The organism is Vibrio sp. Vb339, assembly GCF_902751245.1.
Classification (GTDB): Bacteria; Pseudomonadota; Gammaproteobacteria; order Enterobacterales; family Vibrionaceae; genus Vibrio; species Vibrio coralliirubri.
In genome coordinates, this window is sequence record NZ_CADDIS010000003.1 from 379,836 (window position 1) to 403,327 (window position 23,492).

The window sequence follows — 23,492 nt, forward strand, 5'->3', positions numbered from 1 at the left end:
CTTATTGCATTACTAATTGAATAGTTATTACATACAGGGCGACTTGGTGGCAATTTATTACCACTCAAGGCCTGCCACTAGGACGAAAAAGGTCGAATATGAAAAAAACGTTATTGGCACTAGCACTACTAGGTGCATCTTCAACAGCAATGGCTGATTCTTGGTTGTACGGCGGTGTAATGGGTGGTCAAAACTCATTCGCTGGTGAAGATGAAAATGCGGTGGGCATCCACGTAGGTACAGGTATCCTTCCACTAATCGGTGTTGAAGCGGGTTACTGGGATCTAGGTTCTTTCGACAACGTTAGCTACGGCAACCGTGCTAAACAAGGTGTTGACGTAAGCACTGCTTACTTAGCGATCAAACCAAGCATCGACTTCGGTCCTCTTCACGTATACGCGAAGGGTGGTCTTCATTCTTACGAAGTGAAAGGCGATAACTTCAAGCAAGACGACGTTGATATCATGTACGCTGTAGGCGCTGAATACTTCATCTTCGGTCCACTATCTGTAGGCGCTAGCTACCAAAACTTCAAAATGAAAGATGACGACGCAGGCGTTTTCTCTCTAAACGCAACTATCCACCTACTGTAATCAATCAGTAATGCGATCAGTCGTTAAGAGTTCGTAAGAATTCATAAAAAATGCCAGCTTGATAGCTGGCATTTTTGTATCTGTTAACCGTGTAGTCGCTACTCTGTTTTCTTACAACAGATAGCGGGCCGACGGTTACTTTTTACTGTTCAGAATACGCTGAATTCTAGGGTTAATCGCTTTGCCGTGTTGGCTTTCGTACTCTTCACGTTTTAAATCGTTGAGGTTCTTCACTGAGTTAGCGGCAAGCAGGAATTGCGGCAACTCCGTTTCTAGCATGCCTTTCTCATCTAAACGTTTTGCTTCCAAGTAGTACTTCTTAAACAGGCCATCAAGCTTGTTTTCCGCAGTGCGCTTCAAGTCATACAGCTTGTTTTGAATCAGCCATTTCTCAATCTTGTTCACCGCTGTACGCGACAACACACGGATACGGCTATCCAACAGCTCTTCTTCGGTCAAAGAGTCTTTCAGGATCCACAGCTCACCCATTTGCGGCGGCCAACTGTTGCCAAGCTGAATGCGCTCGTGACAGTGCATTAGCACTCGGTTTAGGCCGTCTGAATCAACAGAGTTAGCAAACTCAATGAACTTACCACTTGGCTCACTACCGTACTGATATTCCCACTGTGTTTCGTATACGCTCAAGAAAGAGCCGAACACATGGATACACCAATCGGTTAGTTCTAATTCTGCGGCATCCTGATCAACAACAGGCACTTGTTGAGACGCACCAGTGCTAGCAGCATTAGGTGTCGCTACTTCTGTACTCTGTGCTTCAATAACGTCAGGTACTGCGGGATCTTTAGGCAGCACTTCCGGAACAACAGGTTGAGCTTGCTCAGAAGGTTGGCTTTTTGCCTTTTTGAATGAGCTGCTGCCTGAAGCGTTCAGATGGGCTAAGCTTTTGTCGATACCCATTTCCTTGAGCTTGTCCTGCATTTCCTGAATATTGAGAGGTCTTCTGCTGTTGTTGTCTTTCATTTTGCTTCTCGTTAACTAACCAGTACTGCAACTTGGATTCGATGCGTGATATTGGCATTAGTTCATTGGCTTTGGCTTTATACCAGAGGACAAATTTTTTCCATACTAAACTATGGTCACCAGCAAGGCCGGAGAATTTAAACGCACGTTCCGCCCATGTTGGAATGATCTCTTCATCCAAATCATGCGTTGAAACGGTGTTGCTGTTCATTGAGCCTCTGCCTTGTGGGCGAGGGGTATGTTGCATGTGTTGCATTGGAGCCGGAGCAGGCTGAAACTTAGGTGCAGGTGCAGGTGCAGGTGCTGTAGAGTAGACCGGAATACTATTGGCCGGTTGAGCCTCAACGTGCGCTGCAGCTTGCTCTTGCTCAATGAGCATTTTGAAAACGTGAATCTCTTTTTGATCTCGATAATCTACTTTCACCTTATCGAGAAAACCTTGGTCGACTAAACACTTAAGACAGTCGGCTAAACCAAACGTAGAGAGAGCACAAAGTTGACCTGCTGTCTGTAGGCACACATTGGTGTAGCCGAATTCGTCAGCACCGTCTGCAAGCATCAATAAAACTAGCTTTTCTGCTGGGCTAGAAGTATTCACTTGCCAAGCTAAATAAGAATATTTGGCGCTCAATATCGTGTTCTCAAAAAAGGTAAGTCGTTGTCACTATTGTAAGTCACCCCTTACCGAATTTATAGCAACTTAACAGAAAACGGCATTAGTAAGCCAAATATTGACCATAAGGAGACGTCTGCCCTAAAAAGTAAGCCTACAGTCATTCATTCTTGTGGTTAGCGCTAGGAATCATTGGGCATGAATGCGCATAGCAGCTTAAAGTGACGACATTCTTTGTTAGGTTAAGAATGCCAATTCACTTTCGCAATCTGTAGGTCAAAATACGGGTCTTCTCTTAAGGTCGACTATTGATGATTGTCTTATCGATTCCAAATCCACCTATCCATTCAAATTTTGAATTTAATTTATAAAACACCTTGATATGATCAATATTTGCGCTATTATGACGATAAGTCAGAAATGACGAAGCGTCACAAAATGGTTAACTACATGAATTTACTATTCGTGTTAATATATTGGATAGGAGCGTTTTAAATACTGGCGAAGCTTAGGTAATGGCTAAGCTAAAATACGGACTGAGAAATTATGTTTGGCTTTGGTTGTAAAGGCGATAAACAAGGTATCTTTGGTTGCAAAGGCGTGTTGTCTAAAAAGCAACAGTCTATCGCAGACCGAGAAGTAGAATTGATGTTGTTAGCAAAAGATCTGGTTCGAGAACAAGGGTTCGGAAACCTCACGATGGATAAGCTAACGGCCGCGAGTTCTTATTCAAAAGGTACAATATACAATCACTTTTGCAGCAAAGAAGACGTAGTTTTAGCCTTGTGTATTCACTCTTTAAAGGCCGAAGCATTAATGTTTGCTCGTTCTGGAGAGTTTGAAGGCAACACACGTGAAAAGGTCGTTGCATTACACGTTGCTTACCGAATCTATGTTCGCATGGAGCCGGTACTATCAACCTGTGCGATCATGGCAAAAAGCCCGTGGGTACTAGAGAAAGCGTCTAGTGCACGCGTAGCAGAGATGAACGAACTGGAAGAATTGGTGATTGAACAAGCCGATTTAATGGTTAACCAAGCAGTCGATGCTGGTGACCTAAAGTTCCCTTCTGGTATGGGTTCAGACGCCATCGTGTTTGCAAACTGGTCAATCGCATTTGGTTCAAATGCCTTGTCACAGAATGCTTCAAACAGTCATTGTATTAAGCGGTTACAAGACCCGTATTCAGTATTATACAACGCGAACATGCTACTAGACGGCCTCAACTGGCAGCCTCTTTCTACTGATTGGGACTACCGCAAAACTTGGCGTCGTGTAGAACAAGAACTGTTCAGCGAAGAGATTGCCTACTTAGAATCTGTAGGTCGATAGCTTCCATTAAACCCACTCATGTGGGTTTATTAATAACCATTAGTGACGATTCGTCATAAACTTAAGTTTAGCCTAGTGTGGTTTTGGTTTTCTTGAGTGTATGACTAAGCATTGTGTCTTTTGTCAGCTTCGGCTGGCTTTTTAAGACACAACTATGACGAATCGTCACAAATGGAGACTGTGATGGAACATGACAGCCAGAAGCCAGCTTTCGATCACCCAAATCGAGATAACCGTAACGTCGATAGCGCAAACGGGGATCTAAATAACAGTTGGCACTCAATACCGACCAAGCGTTCGTTTATCGTTCTGCTGGTGGTTTTTTCAATCATCATTCTCTCTGCATTAGGGGCAAAGAACCTCTACTTTAGAGGGGACTACAATATCTTCTTCGAAGGCACCAACAAACAGTTGATGGCGTTCGATGAAATCCAAACGACCTTTGCAAAAACCGACAACCTTGCGATTGTTGTCGCCCCTGAAGATGGCAATGTCTTCACCCCAGAAACTCTCACCTTAATTCAAAACCTCACGGTCGATGCGTGGCAGATCCCGTACTCAAGCCGTGTCGATTCCCTTGCCAATTATCAGCATACCGAAGCCATTGAAGATGACCTCTTAGTGGAAGACCTGCTGTATGAAGAATACGAGCACACGCCCGAGCGAATCGCCAAAGTCAAACAGATCGCCCTAAACGAACCACTGCTTAAGAATGCCTTGGTGTCAGCCTCTGGCGACGTGACCATTGTGAACGTCACCGTGCAATTGCCAGAAGTGGATAAAACCGCGGAAGTGCAAGAGGTGATTACGGCCATCAACGCCATGATTGGCAAGTACCAAGCTCAGTACCCGAATGTCGAATTCCATAAAGCGGGCATCATAGCCATGAACAACGCATTTATGACCTCGGCTCAAGAAGACAGCTCAACGTTGGTGCCATTAATGCTGCTAGTAGTGTTGGTGTTCCTGACCTTCATGCTGCGCTCCTTCTTTAGCGTGCTTGCGACCTTAGTTGTGATCATCTCTTCAATTGTCGCGACCATGGGCTTGTCTGGCTGGGCAGGGATGTTCCTCAGCACCGCGACGGTTAACGTTCCAACCTTGGTATTAACCCTTGCCGTTGCCGATTGTGTTCACGTGATTGTGACCATGAGACAAGCGATGCAGCGCGGTATGGAGAAAGCACAAGCCATTCAATACAGCATCAAGCTCAATGCAATGCCGATTCTGATCACCTCAGTGACGACTGCGATCGGTTTCTTGATGATGAACATGTCGGATTCTCCAGTGCTGCGTGATTTCGGTAACTTGTCGGCACTAGGCGTACTCATCGCGTGTTTCCTCTCTGTGACCATGTTGCCTGCATTGTTAAAACTGCTGCCAGTTAAACGTCTATCTGCCAACCCTAAGGCGGAAGACAAAGTCACCTTTATGGATAAGCTCGGTGATTTTGTCGTTGCTAACCGCAAAGCACTGCTGCCTGTTTCAACTCTTGTGATTGTCGGTGCTGCTGCGTTAATTCCACTCAACAAAGTGAATGATGAGTCGGTGAAGTATTTCGATACCTCGAGCGAATTCAGACAAGCGGCCGACTTCATGGAAGAGACAGTAAGCGGCATGACGACCCTCAGCATCGCAGTGAAAACCAACGAGTCTCAAGCGATTGCTGATCCTGTGTTCTTGCAAGCGATTGGCGACTTTACTGAGTGGCTACGCGTTCAACCTGAAACCGACCATGTGGCGACGCTTTCCGATGTTTACATGCGTTTGAACAAGAATATGCATGGCGACGATGACAGCTACTACCAATTGCCGCTTAACCGTGAACTTGCCGCGCAATATCTGCTGCTTTACGAAATGTCTCTGCCGTACGGCTTGGACTTGAACAACCAGATCAACGTCGATAAGTCATCGATCAAAATGGTACTCACTGTCGACAACCTCGGCAGCGTGGAGTTAGTAGAACTCGAAGAGCGCATTTACTCATGGTTTGCGGCCAATGCGCCTCAGTATGAAGTAGTCGCGTCGAGCCCATCACTGATGTTTGCTCACATTGGCGAAACCAACATGGCGAGTATGTTATCGACTCTGCCTATTACCCTAGTGCTTATCTCCGGCTTGATGATCTTTGCGTTGCGCTCGGTTCGTTTGGGCATGATCAGCCTAGTGCCAAACATTGCGCCGGCGATCATTGGCTTCGGTTTATGGGCGCTTATCTCTGGTGAAATCAACCTTGGTTTGTCAGTGGTCGTCACGCTCACTCTGGGTATCGTGGTTGATGATGCGGTGCACTTCTTAAGCAAATACCAGCGCGCGAGAATTGAAGGGAAATCAGCGGAAGAAGCGGTTCGATACGCCTTCCACACCGTTGGCCGTGCATTGTGGATCACCACAGTCGTGCTCGTGGCGGGTTTCTCTGTACTGGCAATGTCGAGCTTCCGACTCAACTCTGATATGGGCTTACTCAGCGCGATTGTGATTTTCATTGCGCTGGTGGTCGACTTCATCTTGCTACCAAGCTTACTGATGATTTTCGATAAACAGACCCACTATTCAGTTAAAACTCAGCATGAATCAAAGCCTGACGCCAAGTCGCAGCCTAGCCCAGCAGCCGAACTGACTACATCGACCAAATAAGGAATCGTCAGCCTGCTGCGGTGGGCTGACTCAAGGAGATATTTATGAAAAGCGTTAAACAAACATTCGTTACCACATTATTTACCGTTAGCTCATTAACTGTCAGCACGTTAACAATAGGCTCATTCGCCGCTTTCCCAGCATTAGCAGACCCAGCGAAAGGCCTAGAAATCGCTGAGCAACGCAAAGCCGTCGATATGGGGTGGGGCGATTCTGTCGCAACCATGGAGATGCTACTTCGCAACAAACAAGGCGAAAGCAGCTCACGTCTAATGCGATTGAAGTCGTTAGAAGTGGATGACGATGGCGACAAAGGGCTGACAATTTTTGATGAGCCTCGCGACGTAAAAGGCACGGCTTTCTTAAACCATTCACACATCTCTAAATCGGATGACCAATGGTTGTATTTGCCTGCTCTGAAACGTGTAAAACGCATCTCTTCACGTAACAAATCAGGCCCGTTTATGGGCAGTGAATTTGCTTATGAAGATTTAAGCTCGTTTGAACTAGAAAAGTACACCTTCAACTACATTGAAGACGCGAATCTGGAAGGCGTCGATACCTTTGTCTTGGAGCAAGTACCGACCGATAAAAACTCTGGCTACACCATGCAGAAAGTATGGCTAGACCAACAATATTACCGCCCCGTTCAAGTGGAGTTTTACGACCGTAAAGGCGCATTACTGAAAACCCTCTCGTTCCAAGACTACAAACAATACCTAAACCAATACTGGCGCGCGCACACAATGTCGATGCAAAACCATCAAACAGGCAAAAGCACCGTTTTAACCACGACAGATTTAGCGTTCCAAACCGGTCTTAAGGACAAAGATTTCCAGAAAAACACACTGAAACGTGCAAAGTAAGGCAAGAATATGAAAAGGATTGTGTTAACAGGAACGCAGTTATCTTTAACCTTGGCAGCGACAGTTGGGCTTATGCAGGTGTCGTTGCCATGTGTGGCGGCAGGCTTTAGCTCTGAGTTCGTAGAACAAGTCCCCCCAGAACTCGCAGGGCAGGTTAACCTTGAACACAGGCAGTTCTTTAGCGACGGCTTACAAGGACAAGATAAAGGGCAAAGCTCACTGGTATTGCAGCCAGAGTTTTATTGGGAACAACAAGAGGGCAACGGCAGCTTTACCTTCACGCCGTTTTATCGGTTAGACAGTGAAGACGATGAGCGAACTCATGGCGACGTTCGAGAAGCTCTGTACCTCACGTATTGGGATGATTACGAACTGCGAGCTGGTGTCGGGAAGGTGTTTTGGGGCGTAACCGAATCGGCGCACTTGGTGGATGTGGTAAACCAAACCGATGCCATTGAATCGGTCGATGGTGAATCGAAACTCGGTCAGCCAATGGTCCACTTCACCTCGATCAAAGACTGGGGAACCATCGATGCCATGTTACTGCCGTATTTTCGTGAACGTACCTTCGCTGGGGAAGACGGCAGGTTAAGGCCAGCAGTGTCCGTATCGGACGATGCGCTTTACGAATCTTCGCGAGAAGAAAAGCACATCGATGTGGCATTGCGTTATAGCCAAATGTACGGCGATTGGGATGTCGGTTTAAGTTATTTAGGTGGTACGAACCGTGACCCTTACTACCGTGTGGAAGGCAATCAACTCAAGCCATACTACGCACAAATGCAGCACTTCGGACTCGATGTGCAAGGCATTATTGGTGACTGGTTATGGAAGCTGGAAAGTATTTATCGGGACAGCTACGACAACCACACAGGCGTAGCAACAGGCTTTGAATACACTTGGGTTGGAGCGCTTGAATCCTATTGGGACATCGGCTTCATCGCGGAATACTTGTATGACAGCAGAGGTAACAATGCCCAAACCATCGGCCAAAACGATGTGTTCCTCGGGGCTCGCTTCGCCTTGAATGATGAAGACGGCACCGAAGTGCTTACAGGCATTACTCAAGACTTAGATAACAGCGATGTCTACAGTGCAAAGCTGGAAGCATCAAGCCGAATCAATAACAATCTCAAGTGGCGACTAAACGCTTGGTTGTTTGAGAACGAAACCCCAGAAGACTTGTTGTTCTTCGCGCGTAAGGATGATTTTGTTGAGGTGGCGTTGGAATATTATTTCTAATGTTGGTTTGGTGGGGCTTTCTTGTTAAAGGGAGCGTCTCAGATTTAAGACGCGCTATATTTATAATGTTCAAAGTCATCTTTTTATAAAGTGGAGTAAATAATCGAATAGGCCTACAGGTAAGATGGTTATATTTTTCGAATATCTATAACCTCCGAATATGCATGTCAACCGTGCTGGTGGTATCGGCCCTAAGGGATCTATGAATTTATTTAATTGGGATCAAAACTTTGAAACAGGCATTGGTGTTGTCGATGAACAACATCAATACCTTGTTGGTTTTATCAACCACTACGGAAATCTTTTGTCAGAGAATACAATCTCTATAGACGAGATTAACATCGCTTTACTTGATCTCACGCGCTATGCCGAATTTCACTTTAAAGAAGAAGAATCTTTGATGAGAGATTGCGGTGTACATCAGGTACACATTGAAGAGCACGTCAAAGTGCATCGTGTGTTTATGCAAGATATCTACAGTATGCAAGCTTTCATCTTGAAAGAAGATCAGTTGTCAGCACGGCAGTTACTTGATTTCTTGATCCATTGGCTTGCTTACCACATCCTTGGCATCGACCAAAGCATGGCGCGACAAATGGTCGCCATAGAAGAGGGCGCAACACCTCAACAAGCCTTTGAAGCAGAAGCAAAGCAGCAAGATTCTTCGACTGTCCCGCTTTTGGCTGCGCTTAACGGCCTGTTTGAACAAGTCTCTGAACGAAACAAGCAGTTGTTACGCTTCAACCAGTTACTCGAAGACAAAGTTGAAGAACGGACGGCAGAATTGAAACGAACGAGTAAGAAACTTGAAGAACTGTCGTTAACCGATTCACTCACTCATTTGCCTAACCGCCGTAGTGCCTTTAAACAGTTAGCGCTACATTGGCAAGACTCCAAAGAACTTGGTATGCCTTTAGTGTGCATTATGATTGATGCCGACAACTTCAAGCGTATTAATGACACCAGTGGTCATGATGCAGGCGACTTGGTACTACAAACCCTATCGCGTGAACTGAAAAACACGTTCCGTAATGATGATATCGTTTGCCGGTTAGGTGGCGATGAGTTCTTGGTTATTTGCCCTAACACCGACCTCAAAGGTGGCATGCACATCGCAGAAACGGCTCGACAGAAGGTGTCTGAATTAGAGGTTGAAACCGGTAATCAAGTTTGGATTGGCAGTATTAGTGTCGGTGTCGCTGAAATAACCCAAGAATTCGGCTCAATGAACGAGTTAATCAAAGCCGCCGATGAGTCCGTCTATTTAGCAAAAAACGCAGGTAAAAACAGCGTTTGTTCGATTCAGGTTTAGAGCTCGTTTCACTTCTGATCTAGAACACCGCTCGCTTCAGTCTTTGTGCGCCATTTGCTTTGATTCTAGAACCTAGCAGCTTTAAATCTAAAACCTAGCTCGCTTTAGTTTTTGAGTGCTACTCACTTCAAAATAAACAAGTGGTACTCGTATTTGTGCCACTTCCTCTTAATCCTCATTAATATCCTGTTAAATTTGCCGTGTTTTTAGTCAATAACTTGCTCTTTTAACGATTCAATTTGGCATTGGTTGCGTGTTTGATTACTATGTGTAGCTATCTAAAAAAACTAATCATCCGATACGGACACTACCAACTGGTAGATGAGGAAATGATGCAACATCTAGAAGAGATCATTGCTAATGCAACGACTGCTATTGATACAGCAGATTCGTTAGTCGCACTTGATGAAGTGCGAGTTCAGTATTTAGGTAAGAAGGGTGAACTAACTCTTCAACTACAAAGCCTAGGTAAACTTCCACCTGAAGAGCGTCGCACTGCTGGTCAAGAGATCAACAAAGCGAAAGGTGCTGTTCAACAAGCGATCGCAGCTCGCAAAGACGCACTACAACGTGCAGAGCTTGAAGCGAAACTAGCTGAAGAAACTATCGATGTGAGCCTACCTGGTCGTCGCATTGAGAACGGTGGTCTTCACCCAGTTACTCGCACAGTTGAGCGTATCGAACAGTTCTTTGGTGAGCTTGGCTTTAGCACTGAGTCTGGCCCTGAGATCGAAGATGCATTCCACAACTTTGATGCACTAAACATCGCAGACGATCACCCAGCTCGTACTGATCACGATACTTTCTTCTTCAACCCTGATCTAATGCTACGTACGCACACTTCTGGTGTTCAAATCCGTACGATGGAAAACGGCAAACCGCCATTCCGCTTCATTGCTCCGGGTCGTGTTTACCGTAACGACTACGATCAAACTCACACGCCAATGTTCCACCAAGTGGAAGGTATGTTAGTTGATGAGAACGTAAACTTCGCACAACTTAAAGGCATTCTTAACGATTTCCTTTGTAACTTCTTTGAAGAAGAAGTTGAAGTGCGTTTCCGTCCTTCATTCTTCCCGTTCACAGAACCTTCAGCTGAAGTTGACGTGAAACGTAAAGATGGCAAATGGCTAGAAGTTCTAGGTTGTGGCATGGTTCACCCTAACGTACTTCGCTCTGTTGGCATCGACCCTGAGAAATACTCTGGTTTTGCATTCGGTATGGGTGTAGAGCGTCTAACGATGCTTCGTTACGGCGTAAATGACCTTCGTGCGTTCTTCGAGAACGACCTTCGTTTCCTTAAACAATTCAAGTAATCCGGGGCAGTCAAAACTATGAAATTCAGTGAATCTTGGCTACGCGAGTGGGTTAAACCTGCAATTAACAGCGAAGAGCTAGCTCACCAAATCACTATGGCTGGTTTGGAAGTTGACGATGTAGAACCTGTTGCTGGTGAATTCACCGGCGTTAAAGTAGGTAAAGTGGTTGAGTGCGGTCAGCACCCAGACGCAGACAAACTACAAGTTACAAAAATTGATATCGGCGAAGAAGAACTTTTAGACATCGTATGTGGTGCATCTAACTGTCGTCTTGGCCTAACTGTAGCAGTAGCAACAGTTGGCGCAGTACTTCCTGGTGACTTCAAAATCAAGAAAGCAAAACTACGTGGCGTTCCATCGCATGGCATGCTTTGTTCTTTCTCTGAGCTAGGTATCGACGTAGAGTCTGACGGCATCCTTGAGCTACCAGAAGGCACAACGCTAGGTATGGACGTTCGTGAGCTTCTTGAGCTTAACGACGTAACTATCGACGTAGACCTAACAGCAAACCGCGCAGACTGCTTCAGCATCCGTGGCCTTGCTCGTGAAGTTGGTGTACTAAACCGTGCAGACGTTACAGAGCCAACAGTTGAAGCTGTTGCAACAAGCATTGAAGACACAGTATCTGTTGAAATTAAAGCAACTGATGCTTGTCCACGTTACCTTGGCCGTGTGGTTAAGAACGTAAACGTGAAAGCGGAATCTCCAATCTGGATGCAAGAAAAACTGCGTCGTTGTGGTATCCGTTCAATCGACCCAGTGGTAGACATCACAAACTACGTGATGCTAGAGCAAGGCCAACCAATGCACGCATTTGATCTCGCTAAGATCGAAGGCGGTATCGTGGTTCGTCTAGCAGAGCAGGGCGAAAAACTAACACTTCTAGATGGCAACGAAGCTGAACTAAACAGCAACACACTTGTTATCGCTGACCACAGCAAAGCACTAGCAATCGCTGGTATCTTTGGCGGTCAAGATTCAGGTGTTACTACTGAAACAACAGACGTACTTCTTGAAGCTGCATTCTTCGCACCGGATCACATCCGTGGTCGCGCGCGTGCTTACGGCCTACACACAGATTCTTCTCTACGTTTCGAACGTGGTGTTGATTCAACTCTACAAGCAGCAGCAATGGAGCGTGCAACACAGCTTCTAGTTGAAATCTGTGGTGGTGAAGTTGCGCCAGTAAACGGCAGCGAATCTGAAGCTGATCTTCCTAAAGCAAACGTAGTTGCTCTACGTCGCGCTAAGCTAGACAGCCTACTAGGTCACGAAATCCCATCTACAGACGTAGTGGAAATTCTTACTCGCCTAGGTTGTGAAGTTGAGACGACAGAAGCAGGTTGGACGGCAACGTCTCCATCTTGGCGTTTCGATATCGCAATCGAGCAAGACCTAATTGAAGAAGTAGGTCGTATCTACGGTTACGATAACATTCCAAATCAAGCGCCTAAAGCGGCACTTAAAATGAATGACCACAAAGAAGCTGACCAACCGCTTAAGCGCGTTCGTGACCTTCTTGTAGACCGTGGCTACCACGAAGCAATCACATACAGCTTCGTAGAACCAGAACAGCAAAAACTTGTTGTACCTGGTGTTGAGCCGCTAATCCTGCCATTCCCAATCTCTGCGGACATGTCAGCAATGCGTCTTGGCCTAATCCAAGGTCTTCTAAACACAGTTGTTCACAACCAGAAGCGTCAACAGTCTCGCGTTCGTCTATTCGAATCAGGCCTACGTTTCATCCCTGAAGCAACTGCTGAAAACGGCATGCGCCAAGAAATGATGCTTGCGGGCGTTATCTCTGGTACTCGTGGCGAAGAGCACTGGGACATTGCAACTAACACTGTAGATTTCTTCGATCTTAAAGGTGACCTAGAAGCCGTTCTTGAGCTTTCTGCAAACGAAATCGCATACAGCTTCAAAGCTGCTAAGCACCCAGCACTTCACCCAGGTCAAACTGCGGCTATCGTAGTAGACGGCAAAGAAGTGGGTATCATTGGTACTGTTCACCCAGAACTAGAGCGTAAGTTTGGTCTTAACGGCCGTACTATCGTATTCGAAATCGAATGGGCAGCTATCAACACTCGCGTGCTTCCAGAAGCAGTAGCCGTATCTAAGTTCCCTGCAAACCGTCGTGATATCGCAGTCGTTGTTGACGAAGCAGTCGCTTCTGGCGACATCGTAGAAGCGTGTATCGCAGCGGGTGGCGAATTCCTAACAGGCGCTAAACTGTTCGACGTATACGTTGGTCAAGGCGTTGAAGAAGGTAAGAAGAGCCTAGCAATCGCACTTAGCCTACAGTCTGTAGAGCGCACACTTGAAGATGCAGACATCGCTGGTTCAGTAGATGCTATCGTAGCTTCAATCTCAGAGAAATTCGGCGCAGCACTTCGCGACTAATCTCTTCTGATTGATAGAAAACCAAAGGCCTCGCATTGCGAGGCCTTTTTTGTATGTGGATAGGTTAGAGTAGGTGGCAACTCATCGCTAGAAAGTTAGATGTCCGTGATTTAATTAGTATTTAACGAATAACTAGAGTACCCGAAGGTTATTCAGAGTTTTAGATATCCGGATTATGGTTCTCAATGTTCTACTTGTGTACTTATTACGGTACGAAAATCACCTTAATAACCCACGAGTCTCCATCCAAGTAATCGCCGTATCAACACCATTTTCATGTGAAAGTTCCTTGGCGAGTTTATTCGTATTGATCTTGAAATCTTGGTTGGACACTAACTCAATCAAAGCCTTACCTAAATTGTCGCTCGTAAGCTTCTTCTGCTTAATCGGTGAAGGGCCTAACCCTTTTTGTTCAACTTGAGCCCCCCAGAATGGTTGGTCACCAAAAAAAGGACAAATCAATGTTGGTTTACCCGCCGAAAGACCCGCTGCGGTTGTACCTGCTCCCCCATGGTGTATAACAGCTGCCACTTTTGGGAATAACCAATCATGTGGGACAGACTCAATCACTAATACATTGTTTGGCAATGCGTCCACTTTTAGACCTCCCCATCCTGATGCTAGGATTGCCCGAACGCCAGCTTTGGTCACTGCATCAACGATCATTTTCCCTGTTCTTGCGGGATCTTTTCCAGTCATACTGCCAAAACCAATATAAACAGGTTTTGATTCATGAGATAAAAATTCCACCAGTTCTTTTGAGGGGTGGTAATCATTTAGGTCGGTTTTTGATTGCCAATACCCTGTGATCGTTGCGTCACAAGTCCAATCGTTTGGACGAGGTACTAGCTGTTCGCTAAACCCATGTAATACGGGGACTGGTTTGCCGCTACTGTGTGACAATATTCCCGTATTTTTTTTCAAAGCGGGTAAACCTAAAAGCTCGGCACGTTGTTGATTGAGTTCTTTTGAATACTGGGAGTAGCCTAAGTTAATCAGTCGATAACTAAGCTTATTTGCTAATGAACCTAAGTTGGGAATCCCTGCAGGGGGGAAAGCACTGGTTTTAGTTATCATTGGTTGCAGAACTCCCATTACAGCAGGGACTGTAAACTTCTCTGCAATGGATACGGCAGCCAAACATTTTGGGTGGTAAATGATTAAGTCGGGCTTTGATTCTAGCCCGGCGTGAATACTATCAATGATCATTTGGCGGTTAAGCGGTTTCGCCTTTTTAACCAATTTGACTACCGTTCTTATCCCACTAAACAAGCTGCCCATGTTTTCAAATATACCGTTATCCATTAACTTGAATAAGTCATCATTAATGTATCTGTAGGTTAAACCACTTTCTTCAACGAACCCTTGAAATCGAGATGCTGTACATAAATCTACTTGGTGCCCCTTTTGTATTAACGCTTTACCTAAAGCGATATACGGTTCTACATCGCCACGAGAACCGATAGTCAACAATAGTACCTTCATCTAAAGCCCCTAATTTTCTATCAAATGGGAGCATGAAATTCATCAAGTACTCCAAGTTGGTTTATGAAATATGTACGTTGGATATTTCATAAAATACGTCAAAACAATCATCTGGTCAAATTTATGAAATAAAAGTAAGATAGACTTCATAACTTGGAGGGACTATGACAACTAATGGATTTCAGCGCCGAGCAGAACAAAAGAAAGACCAGATTATTAGCACAGCTAAAACTTTGTTCTTTAGCAAAGGTCCTGCCAGCACGAGTATTGCTGAACTCGCTAAAGAAGCTAAAGTTTCACAAGTGAGTATTTATAACTATTTTGGCTCGAAAGAGGCACTGGTTGAATTGGTGGTGACTCAATATTTAAACCAATCCTTTGAATCGGTAGAGGCAATTCTTGAATTAGAGTCTTCCTTTCAAGACAAGCTCAAACAATTTTTTGCTCTAGGTGATGGAGAGGGAAACGAAGTCAATAAGAACGCTTTAAAGCATTTTGATTGGCAAAGTGGCGCTCTTATGAAAATTTATGAGCGGTTTGTTCAAGAAAGACAAATCCCATTTTTACTTGCTCTTGTTAAGCAAGGGCAGCACGAAGGTGAGGTTGCCGTTCATTTGCAGCCAGAAGCGATTGTAGATTTTATGAACGCCAATATGATTATCTATAAAGACCCAGACTTCTTGAAAAAGGGGCATCAATACATGGAAAGTGTAGGGCATCTATTTTTTTACGGCATTTTAGGGAAAAAGTAGCTTAAACCAATCGCACTTAGCCTACAGTCTGTAGAGCGCACCAGACATCGCTGGTTCAGTAGATGCTATCGTAGCTTCAATCTCAGAGAAATTCGGCGCAGCACTTCGCGACTAATCTCCTCTGATAGATAGAACAATCAAAGGCCTCGCATTGCGAGGCCTTTTTTTGTTCATGTGTAAGAGATGTTGCTCAAGACTTCACATTTAAGGCAAGTACCAATCGACCATGTCCTGGATATATTGAGGTGCATCTTTTATCATTGGCTTGAAGATAATATCTTCTTCATTAATTAGTTGTATGTACGGTGATAAATCGGCGACGTCTTCAGGAGCAAAACCGTATCGCATAAGCATAGTGTGGACTACATCATTCGTACCATACCTCAACAGCTCAATAATCTTATCTGCCCTGTAATCTAGAGTGTGTTCTCTATAAACCTTAAATGCGGTTATAAATGTTTCAGTTAGTGAGAAGGAAATAACTTGATCAACATAATCATATGTATCGAACACAATAGCATCGTAGCTAACATCTTTTGCTTTCGTTCCTTTATCAAATAAAGAATATGTGTTTGTTAGAGTACTTTTTGGTAGTCTTTCTGCTGGTTGAGAAAACTTAGCGAAGCCATTCCTCCCTTTTTCTTTGTTAGATATCATCGCGAACCTAAGGCCAACGATTTCTCTAAATGTTCTCCCTTGAATGATTTGTAGGAAAATAGAAATTGCTTGAGAGAATACTGCATTTTCCCCATCATAGAGTACGCGGCCAAGTGATGACTCGAATAAAAACTGGAAGTAGGCTTTTATCTTCTCTCTATTTTGAGCGTTTTTCTTTCCTCTCAATACATCTTTAAATTCTTCTTGACCATATAACAAGTCTAATATTGCACGGCAATATTTTAAATTTTCGTTTGTTCCTAGCCGCTCTATTTTAGTTGGAGGGGCTTGCAGGACATCATCGAATGTATTGTTTTTGATTGAATCGATGAGTTCCGCTAAGTCTGGATCCCATTCCTCTCCGAATGTATCGATTAAAGACTCTTCTTTAAGAACAAATTTTTCATTAACTCTTGCGGTTAGAAGCTGTGGGTTTTTTGTGAAAACATAACCATAGTCAAATTTTCTATCACTTGATAACCTACCTGCTCGACCTATTAGATTTTTAAAAGCTAATGCTCGCTCTTGCTCACTTTCCCCCATTATTCTCATGTTATCTAACCACACGATATCAAACGGCATATTCACACCTTGAGCTAGTGTGCTAGTCGCAAAGCAAAGCTTTGCGAAACCTTTTCTAATTAACTCTTCGACAAGAAATCTTACTTCCAAGGGAACGGATCCATGGTGTATTACTACACCTTTTCGAAGTAAATTAACCATGTCTGATTTGTGCTCATTCGCATTTGCGCCTAACAGATGTTCAATGGTATCTATTAAACTTAGTGCTTCTTCCGATGTAACGTCATCAAAAGATTCAATATGTTTGTTGTAACTTTCTAGGTACTTCCCATTGTAAATAGATGATTTTGATACATAGATCAAAATCGTGTTTTGACCATTGAAAGCAAAGTCGACAAATTTTTTCTCGTATGGAATACAGTTTTTTATTTGATGACCTTTATCGACAAACGGAGAAAAGTAATAGTATTTCTTGTTACTCGGGTGCTGGTAAATACAAATTTTACCAACCGTTCCGTGTGTATAAGAACGTGAGTATCCCTGCTCGACAGGGAAGTCATGTTTTGTTAACTGAGCTTCTGGGTTTTCAACAAATGGATGGGCAAATATTATTTTTGCGGTAGGGTATTTCTTTTTAACTCGTCTCACTAAAACATCGAAAATGACACCGCGCTCTTTTTCTTCTGACACTTGCGCTTCGTCGAAAAAGAATACACTGATATTAAGATTGGAATTTGTATTAAATAGTTCTCTGGCTCGTTCTGGAGTTAGTATGAAAATCCGGCGAAGATCTCGTGAGTTAAATACTGTATCTACAAAAGCGGATATCATAACTCTTTTATCGCCAGCAAACTTTTGTTTCATTGTGTTTATATATTCAGCTATCAAGGCTCGAGATGGTACGACTATGACGGCATCACCAACACTTTCAGCTATGAAATCTCTAATTGAATAAGACTTTCCTGCGCTCGTAGGTGCAGAGATGGAAATGATCTGATTATCATTTACAGCTCTTCTCACGCTAGCTTGTACCGGAGTTAAATACTCCCCGTAATCTTGATGGTGCTGCTTGCCTACTCCGCCTAGAACAAATGAATAAAAGTTTGTTGGTTCCAGTACTTTGTAGAATAAACCAAGAGTCGAAATGATCTTTTCTTCAAATTCACTGAACAAGTCTTCATGAAACACTTTGTAATAGCTCAAATGTTCAAGTATTTCGGAACTTTCAGGACCAATTTCGTGGAGGTGATCTAATAATGCCTGTAAGCCTACTCGAGGGTCTGAAGCTTCAATAATATTTTTTATATTCAATGAGTCACCCCGACTAAATAAACGGATTTGATTTTCTCAGAGGAAAGTGATTGTGTAGCTGAATCTATAGCATTTTTGAGAACCAGCAGAGGGTTACCAGCATTTATTGAAAAGGAAGCGACTACACCATAGCTGTCATCATCTAGATTATGTATTGCATTGGCGGAAACGAGATCACGTAAGTGAACCCTATCACGGAGGTGTTTTTCATTTTCTATAAAGCCCTTTGCTTGATCAATTGCATTACCATGAGGGCTTTTTTTTGAAGAAAACTTAGCCTCTCCGAAATTTATTAGTTCATTTGAACATACAGTATGAAAGTCAAAACCTTCATTTTGCTTGACTTGCGGTTTCCAAAGTTCGGAAATTGGCAATACATTGTGGTCAAAGATAACTTCTAAAGCTTTAGTTGACCCAATTGAAACCATTATTTCACCAAATTCTTTTCCAACAGTACTTGTTGCTAGGGTGTCATTGAATACTTCGACCAACGCTTCGGCTGTATCAGCAACTGTGCGGTCATAGCTTCGCTTAGCACCCGGATCCAGATTTGTCATCCATGAAGTATCTTGGACTTTGGTAATTAGTTCCATTGCTACTTTGCGTAAGTCTGCCACTCTTACTAGACAAACTTGTACTTTACCCATGTCTATTTGACTAAATAACTCATCGTATTCACATCCCCAAGACGGGTCTGGCGTACTTTTTTTTACTTCTAAGGTCATTTGTGTGAATGCTCTGTTATGCAATTACATTTGTTATGAATATTGGGTTCTACTTTCATACAACCAATGCAACTAGTTGATTCGTTATGTGTGATATTTTATATGTCTATCAGTTGTATTACGAGTTGCGCATATGGGGAAAAGTGAGCGTCGACACACAGTTACATTAAAAAAACTATGGCTATTATTTTAATGTCGGTATGACCTATGAATGCCATGGCTCATGATTCAATGGTTAAGTACGGAATTACGATATCTCACGCTGGTGGAAAAATTGCGTATGGTAAAACTAGGAGTGGGGGGATACGGCACCGATCTTCATTCATGGTTGGAGCTTAGACAGATGCTCGTGGAATCGGCTGATAATCCCCTCCTAACCTCCCCTTGGTTTACATCTCCATGTAGTGGTCTAATGATCCCGGACACCAAATTAGGTGGTAAAGTCTCCACCATAAATGAGGTGTTCAATGACAAAACGACAACGACGTACATTTTCTACTGAGTTCAAACTAGATGCTGCAAGTTTGGTTCTTGAGCAAGGGTACTCCATACCTGAAGCAGCTAACTCTATGGGCGTAGGTGAAACGGCTTTACGGCGATGGGTCGACCAACTCAAAGTTGAGCGAGGTGGGATGACTCCAACGGCTAAAGCCCTCACGCCTGAGCAAAAGAAAATCCAAGAGTTAGAAGCCCGGATTAACCGGCTAGAACGAGAGAAGTCCATATTAAAAAAGGCCACCGATCTCTTAATGTCGGACGAACTCGAACGTTCTCGTTAATAGACAAGTTGAGGGAGCATGAATCGGTCAAAATGCTTTGCGAACTGTTCAACGTAGCTTCGTCTTGTTACTACGAGTTTAAGCAACGCAAGCCGGATGCCAGTCGCATTCGTCTAGCTAGCCAAATTAAAGAACTCTTCAACATGAGTCGAGGCTCTGCTGGCAGCCGCACTCTTGTCTCGATGCTGAGCGAAGAAGGCATAAAAGCCGGACGATTCAAGGTTCGCCAGATAATGCGTGAAGCTGATTTAATGAGTAAACAGCCAGGTTCGCATCGATATAGACATGCAAAAGTAGAAAGGCCAGATATTCCAAATCTACTGAAGCGTGAGTTTTCTGTCAGTACTCCGAATCGTGTTTGGTGTGGCGATATTACTTATATTTGGTCAGGTTCGAAGTGGACCTATTTAGCGGTAGTGCTTGACCTATTTAGCCGACGCGTTGTGGGGTGGTCTTTATCCGATAAGCCCGATACTGAATTAGTATCTAAAGCTTTGGACATGGCCTGGGAGCAACGAGGATGTCCGAAGAACGTGATGTTCCATTCAGATCAAGGTTGCCAATATAGCAGCCGCAAATATCGCCAAAGACTCTGGCGATATCGTATAACTCAAAGCATGAGCCGTCGTGGTAATTGTTGGGACAACGCTCCCATGGAGCGGCTATTTAGAAGCTTGAAAACCGAGTGGGTACCAGCAACAGGTTACCTGACACAAGCTCAAGCTAAGAAAGACATCAGCCATTATCTGATGAGTTACTACAATCGGCAGCGGCCTCATCAAGCAAATGATGGGCTGTCGCCAGTAAATGCCGAAAATCGGCTTAAGTCAGTGTCCGGAATTTGTTGACCACTACACCAATCTCTTGTTGGTAGCGGGAAAGGGGAGGAACTGAATACCGATCGTTGCCTGTGCAGCTGTATTTTTAATGACCAATAACAACCTCCAATGAATCTCTCAAATAAGTAAAACCTCTCTGAATACTTACCAATCTCAAGAAGTAACATTCTAAAAATGATCGTGTAACAACTCGTTAACTGGTTGTATTGTCTCTGTGTTCTTTGTCTTAGTTGCATATCGTTACCAAGCTCAGAACATACCACTGTTTTTGAGGATCTGAATATGAACGGAAAACTAAGAACGGCTTTATTCATGTATGACCATATTCAAGATTTTCTTTTAGAATCGGCGGCTTAAATGACTCTCTGGCTTAGGATTTTAACATCGCGAAGCTCATTTGCGATGTTGGTTATTATCGCTATCGCGTCAGTGATAGCGAATACTGGATGGCGAGTTGTGATGAATAACTTCGCTGTCGATACTGTTGGTATGACCGGTGCTGATGTGGGTGTATTGCAGAGTGTTAGGGAAATCCCAGGATTGCTCTCATTTACTGTTTTGTTTCTGTTGTTCATCGCGTCGGAACAAAGAGTCGCGGTATTGTCGGTTGCAATATTAGGGCTAGGTGTTGCAGTAACGGGGTATCTGCCTTCGATCTATGGCTTCTATTTCAGCACGACGATCATGTCTATTGGTTTCCATTATTTAGAAGCGGTGAACAAATCACTCTCAACACAATTGTTAGCGACTGAGAACTTCAGTGAATCAATGGGAAAGATTCGCTCTGCAGCCTCTTTTGTCTCAATGTTGACTTTTCTAGGCATTATGGTTGCGAGCTATCTGTTTGATGTTTCAGATAAGGCCATTTTCTTTACTTGTGGAGCAATATGTTTCTGGCTAGCGGTTTACTTGGTCACGTTTAAAAATACTCATACAGAGGTTAAACAACACACCAAACTCATTGTCCGACGCGAGTACACGACCTATTACATTCTTACCTTTTTGAGTGGGGCAAGAAGACAGATCTTTGTGGCATTTGCTGGCTTACTGATGGTGACCAAATTTCAGTATTCGATCGCGATGATGGCCGCTCTGTTTATGGTCTCCAGCTTAGCAGCGACTCTTGCTCTGCCGTATGTTGGGAGATTTATCGATCGAGTAGGAGAGAGGCTCGCTTTGATCATTGAGTATGCCGCGTTAGTGTTGGTATTCCTATCTTACGCATTTGTGGATGATCATTATGCGGCAGCAGGGCTGTATGTTATCGACAGTATCATTTTTAGTTTTGCGATAGCTTTAAACACTTACTTTAAAAAGACAATTAGGGAAGATGAAGTAGCTTCAACGGCGAGTTTGTCATTCACCATCAACCATATTGCAGCGGTGTTCTTACCATTTTTGTTGGGAATCATCTGGATGTCTGGTTATCAATGGGTGTTTGTTACAGGAGCAGTGATTGCTTTGATTAGCCTGTTTGTGTCGTTGACTATGGGCACGCAGCTTCATCAGCGAATTAATGGATTCAATAGGCTACAGAACCAATAGCGACACTCATTTATCTGACTGGTCATTTCCTATTGTTAGAGTAACCAAAGCAGTTCACCTAACGTTGATGAAAGCGTTGAAGTTGGGTGCGGTAGTTATTAAAAGATAGTTTAGCCGTTAGAAGATAAAACCAAGGCCTAGCGATTACGGGGCCTTAGTTTTTTTAGTCAAATCGATGGAGCCTGTCACTCTGATAGAGTCCATTATTTTTTGTCTTGAGAATCTTTATATTTTTTTGCAATCCACTCATGCAAATGAAGTCCCGTTTGACGCTTTAGGAATACAGTGATGCCAGCTAAAATTAGCAGTCCGATTATTGTGCCCATAATTATCTCCACGCTTTGTTGTTTTTGATTAATCCATTGATTTCATCATTTTATCTATATTAAGCCCACCAAGATCCTCGAGGTTATTCTTAATCTCTTCATCGATTGATAGTTGGCGTTCTACTTTCTTTATTTCCTTCTCAAGAAACTTTTCAACTTCTTGAGATACGTTGAACATCAACCCCTGTTCACGTGCTGCTTTTCTAGCTCGTTTAAGACGAACATCTAAGTCTGATGAAATTTTAATGTTCAGTGATACTTTGGATTGTTTTTTCTGTAATGACATATTGATTCTCAAGTTTAGCTAAAAAATACTATAAACTTTTCTACCTTTTTAGCAAGAATATTTTGACATTGACGGACTCGAAAGTGAACAAGAAACACATCAGGGTTTGCAGTGTTTTCTACATTGAAGGGGCAAGCCATTTTCCAGTTCTAGCACAACTCAACGTTACGCTGGTGTAATAGGGTAGTTGCACGTGACAATCCCCTCCTAACCTCCCCTTGGTTTACATCTCCAATCTCTTGTTGGCCATAGGAAAGGGGAGGAACTTAATACCGATCGTGACAAGTGCAGATACATGTTCAGTGACAAAGAATGTTCTCCCCCTCGGTCGTTAATCAAAAGAGGTCGGCTGACTTGATTCGAGGGGGCGCTAGAGGGGGAGTTTTTGATACTAGAACCGTTCGATAGAAAAATTGATGCATCGCGATAGCGGGGACTTCTTGTGTTCCGAGCAAAACTCAATTTCTCCCACGTTCTACACTTGATAGTGATAGAATCCCCGCATTAGAACTATCGAGAATCTAGGTATTTATAAACAATGTTTATCCATCATGTGAACGGCATCGACTGGCTGGTGATTACAGCTTTTGAAGAATTGAAACCGATGTTTATCGAAGATGCTGGTCCTATCCCGTCATACTTCTCTATTAGCAGTGAATTAAGCTTGATCGATCAAGCCAAGCGCAGCTGTGGGTTTTTGCCTAAACTCCGTGGCGTGATCACAGATACTGGCACGTACCAAAGCAAAGATCTTGAAGAAGATTTGAACCCACAACTGGCGTGTATCGTTGAGGGCAGAGGGCGTGTTTTCATCTATCACGGCGACTACGTGGCTTTTGTCGATGACGAGCAAACCTTCATTACCCGAATGAATTAAAGCCAGTGAAGTAGGGTTATTAACCCTTGATAGAAAAACTAAGGCCTCGCATGTACGAGGCCTTTGTATTTCTAGCGAAGTTAACTATTA

The 23,492-nt window shown here is 43.7% G+C and carries 18 protein-coding genes; 12 read left to right on the plus strand and 6 right to left on the minus strand.

Translation table 11 applies throughout. The features are described 5' to 3' along the window. Positions 1–98 precede the first annotated feature (98 nt). The gene (locus tag HRQ85_RS17590; protein ID WP_017107497.1) at positions 99–593 is read left to right on the plus strand and encodes an outer membrane beta-barrel protein; all 495 of its coding nucleotides are present in this window, start codon (positions 99–101) and stop codon (positions 591–593) included. A 135-nt stretch (positions 594–728) separates the two neighbouring features. Here HRQ85_RS17590 and HRQ85_RS17595 read toward each other — a convergent pair whose 3' ends face one another. Both HRQ85_RS17595 and HRQ85_RS17600 read right to left on the minus strand, forming a co-directional pair. Continuing rightward, positions 729–1,511, minus strand: coding sequence for a hypothetical protein (locus HRQ85_RS17595; RefSeq protein ID WP_048668634.1), 783 nt, complete (start codon positions 1,509–1,511; stop codon positions 729–731). After that, complete coding sequence (locus HRQ85_RS17600; protein WP_172380247.1) at positions 1,432–2,205, minus strand: hypothetical protein; 774 nt, start codon at positions 2,203–2,205, stop codon at positions 1,432–1,434. The genes HRQ85_RS17595 and HRQ85_RS17600 overlap by 80 nt, the downstream gene beginning before the upstream one ends. Positions 2,206–2,733: 528 nt before the next feature. On the opposite strand from HRQ85_RS17600, the gene HRQ85_RS17605 reads away from it, so the two are divergent. The 7 genes from HRQ85_RS17605 (at position 2,734) to pheT (ending at position 13,298) form a co-directional block, all read left to right on the plus strand. Continuing rightward, positions 2,734–3,519, plus strand: coding sequence for a TetR/AcrR family transcriptional regulator (locus HRQ85_RS17605; protein WP_048611674.1), 786 nt, complete (start codon positions 2,734–2,736; stop codon positions 3,517–3,519). 120 nt (positions 3,520–3,639) lie between these two features. Further along, on the plus strand, positions 3,640–6,156 hold the full coding sequence (locus HRQ85_RS17610) for an efflux RND transporter permease subunit (protein WP_172380248.1): 2,517 nt from the start codon (positions 3,640–3,642) through the stop codon (positions 6,154–6,156). A 44-nt stretch (positions 6,157–6,200) separates the two neighbouring features. After that, entirely contained in the window at positions 6,201–7,022 is an 822-nt protein-coding gene (locus HRQ85_RS17615; protein ID WP_172380249.1) for an outer membrane lipoprotein-sorting protein, read from the plus strand. Between the two features lie 9 nt (positions 7,023–7,031). Then, a complete protein-coding gene (locus tag HRQ85_RS17620; RefSeq protein ID WP_172380250.1) occupies positions 7,032–8,264 on the plus strand; it encodes a hypothetical protein in 1,233 nt (410 codons plus the stop codon). A 160-nt stretch (positions 8,265–8,424) separates the two neighbouring features. Continuing rightward, on the plus strand, positions 8,425–9,576 hold the full coding sequence (locus tag HRQ85_RS17625) for a GGDEF domain-containing protein (RefSeq protein ID WP_444823272.1): 1,152 nt from the start codon (positions 8,425–8,427) through the stop codon (positions 9,574–9,576). Positions 9,577–9,908: 332 nt separating this feature from the next. After that, positions 9,909–10,892, plus strand: a complete 984-nt coding sequence (gene pheS / locus HRQ85_RS17630; RefSeq protein ID WP_004734764.1) for a phenylalanine--tRNA ligase subunit alpha — start codon at positions 9,909–9,911, stop codon at positions 10,890–10,892. 18 nt (positions 10,893–10,910) lie between these two features. Continuing rightward, positions 10,911–13,298, plus strand: a complete 2,388-nt coding sequence (gene pheT / locus HRQ85_RS17635; protein WP_172380252.1) for a phenylalanine--tRNA ligase subunit beta — start codon at positions 10,911–10,913, stop codon at positions 13,296–13,298. A gap of 219 nt (positions 13,299–13,517) precedes the next feature. On the opposite strand, the gene HRQ85_RS17640 is transcribed toward pheT, so the two are convergent. Then, complete coding sequence (locus HRQ85_RS17640; RefSeq protein ID WP_172380253.1) at positions 13,518–14,768, minus strand: glycosyltransferase; 1,251 nt, start codon at positions 14,766–14,768, stop codon at positions 13,518–13,520. Positions 14,769–14,947: 179 nt separating this feature from the next. Here HRQ85_RS17640 and HRQ85_RS26495 point away from each other — a divergent pair, with 179 nt between their 5' ends. Then, positions 14,948–15,535, plus strand: coding sequence for a TetR/AcrR family transcriptional regulator (locus HRQ85_RS26495; RefSeq protein WP_444823273.1), 588 nt, complete (start codon positions 14,948–14,950; stop codon positions 15,533–15,535). Between the two features lie 204 nt (positions 15,536–15,739). Here HRQ85_RS26495 and HRQ85_RS17650 read toward each other — a convergent pair whose 3' ends face one another. Together HRQ85_RS17650 and HRQ85_RS17655 are read right to left on the minus strand one after the other, a co-directional pair. Further along, positions 15,740–18,025 (minus strand): DEAD/DEAH box helicase, encoded by a 2,286-nt coding sequence (locus HRQ85_RS17650; RefSeq protein WP_172380254.1) that lies wholly within the window; start codon positions 18,023–18,025, stop codon positions 15,740–15,742. Next, positions 18,022–18,750, minus strand: a complete 729-nt coding sequence (locus tag HRQ85_RS17655) for a hypothetical protein (protein ID WP_172380255.1) — start codon at positions 18,748–18,750, stop codon at positions 18,022–18,024. Before HRQ85_RS17655 ends, HRQ85_RS17650 begins: the two co-directional genes overlap by 4 nt. A gap of 467 nt (positions 18,751–19,217) precedes the next feature. Between HRQ85_RS17655 and HRQ85_RS17660 the strand changes: the two genes are divergently transcribed. Both HRQ85_RS17660 and HRQ85_RS17665 read left to right on the plus strand, forming a co-directional pair. Further along, positions 19,218–20,377 (plus strand): IS3 family transposase gene (locus HRQ85_RS17660; protein ID WP_172380256.1). Its coding sequence is split into 2 segments (ribosomal slippage): positions 19,218–19,476 and positions 19,476–20,377, totalling 1,161 coding nucleotides; the frame shifts between segments, so codons are not numbered across the junction. A 393-nt stretch (positions 20,378–20,770) separates the two neighbouring features. Further along, entirely contained in the window at positions 20,771–21,913 is a 1,143-nt protein-coding gene (locus tag HRQ85_RS17665; protein ID WP_172380257.1) for an MFS transporter, read from the plus strand. 354 nt (positions 21,914–22,267) lie between these two features. On the opposite strand, the gene HRQ85_RS17670 is transcribed toward HRQ85_RS17665, so the two are convergent. Continuing rightward, on the minus strand, positions 22,268–22,525 hold the full coding sequence (locus tag HRQ85_RS17670) for a hypothetical protein (protein ID WP_017085640.1): 258 nt from the start codon (positions 22,523–22,525) through the stop codon (positions 22,268–22,270). A 538-nt stretch (positions 22,526–23,063) separates the two neighbouring features. Between HRQ85_RS17670 and HRQ85_RS17675 the strand changes: the two genes are divergently transcribed. Then, positions 23,064–23,402, plus strand: a complete 339-nt coding sequence (locus tag HRQ85_RS17675; RefSeq protein ID WP_172380258.1) for a cytosolic protein — start codon at positions 23,064–23,066, stop codon at positions 23,400–23,402. Positions 23,403–23,492 lie beyond the last annotated feature (90 nt).

Excerpts from the sequence above, each read along its gene's own strand:
- HRQ85_RS17590 (WP_017107497.1), top strand. The coding sequence starts at position 99 with ATGAAAAAAACGTTATTGGCACTAGCACTACTAGGTGCATCTTCAACA.
- HRQ85_RS17595 (WP_048668634.1), bottom strand. The coding sequence starts at position 1,511 with ATGGGTATCGACAAAAGCTTAGCCCATCTGAACGCTTCAGGCAGCAGC.
- HRQ85_RS17605 (WP_048611674.1), top strand. The coding sequence starts at position 2,734 with ATGTTTGGCTTTGGTTGTAAAGGCGATAAACAAGGTATCTTTGGTTGC.
- HRQ85_RS17615 (WP_172380249.1), top strand. The coding sequence starts at position 6,201 with ATGAAAAGCGTTAAACAAACATTCGTTACCACATTATTTACCGTTAGC.
- HRQ85_RS17620 (WP_172380250.1), top strand. The coding sequence starts at position 7,032 with ATGAAAAGGATTGTGTTAACAGGAACGCAGTTATCTTTAACCTTGGCA.
- HRQ85_RS17625 (WP_444823272.1), top strand. The coding sequence starts at position 8,425 with ATGCATGTCAACCGTGCTGGTGGTATCGGCCCTAAGGGATCTATGAAT.
- pheS (WP_004734764.1), top strand. The coding sequence starts at position 9,909 with ATGCAACATCTAGAAGAGATCATTGCTAATGCAACGACTGCTATTGAT.
- pheT (WP_172380252.1), top strand. The coding sequence starts at position 10,911 with ATGAAATTCAGTGAATCTTGGCTACGCGAGTGGGTTAAACCTGCAATT.
- HRQ85_RS26495 (WP_444823273.1), top strand. The coding sequence starts at position 14,948 with ATGACAACTAATGGATTTCAGCGCCGAGCAGAACAAAAGAAAGACCAG.
- HRQ85_RS17655 (WP_172380255.1), bottom strand. The coding sequence starts at position 18,750 with ATGACCTTAGAAGTAAAAAAAAGTACGCCAGACCCGTCTTGGGGATGT.
- HRQ85_RS17665 (WP_172380257.1), top strand. The coding sequence starts at position 20,771 with ATGTTGGTTATTATCGCTATCGCGTCAGTGATAGCGAATACTGGATGG.
- HRQ85_RS17670 (WP_017085640.1), bottom strand. The coding sequence starts at position 22,525 with ATGTCATTACAGAAAAAACAATCCAAAGTATCACTGAACATTAAAATT.
- HRQ85_RS17675 (WP_172380258.1), top strand. The coding sequence starts at position 23,064 with ATGTTTATCCATCATGTGAACGGCATCGACTGGCTGGTGATTACAGCT.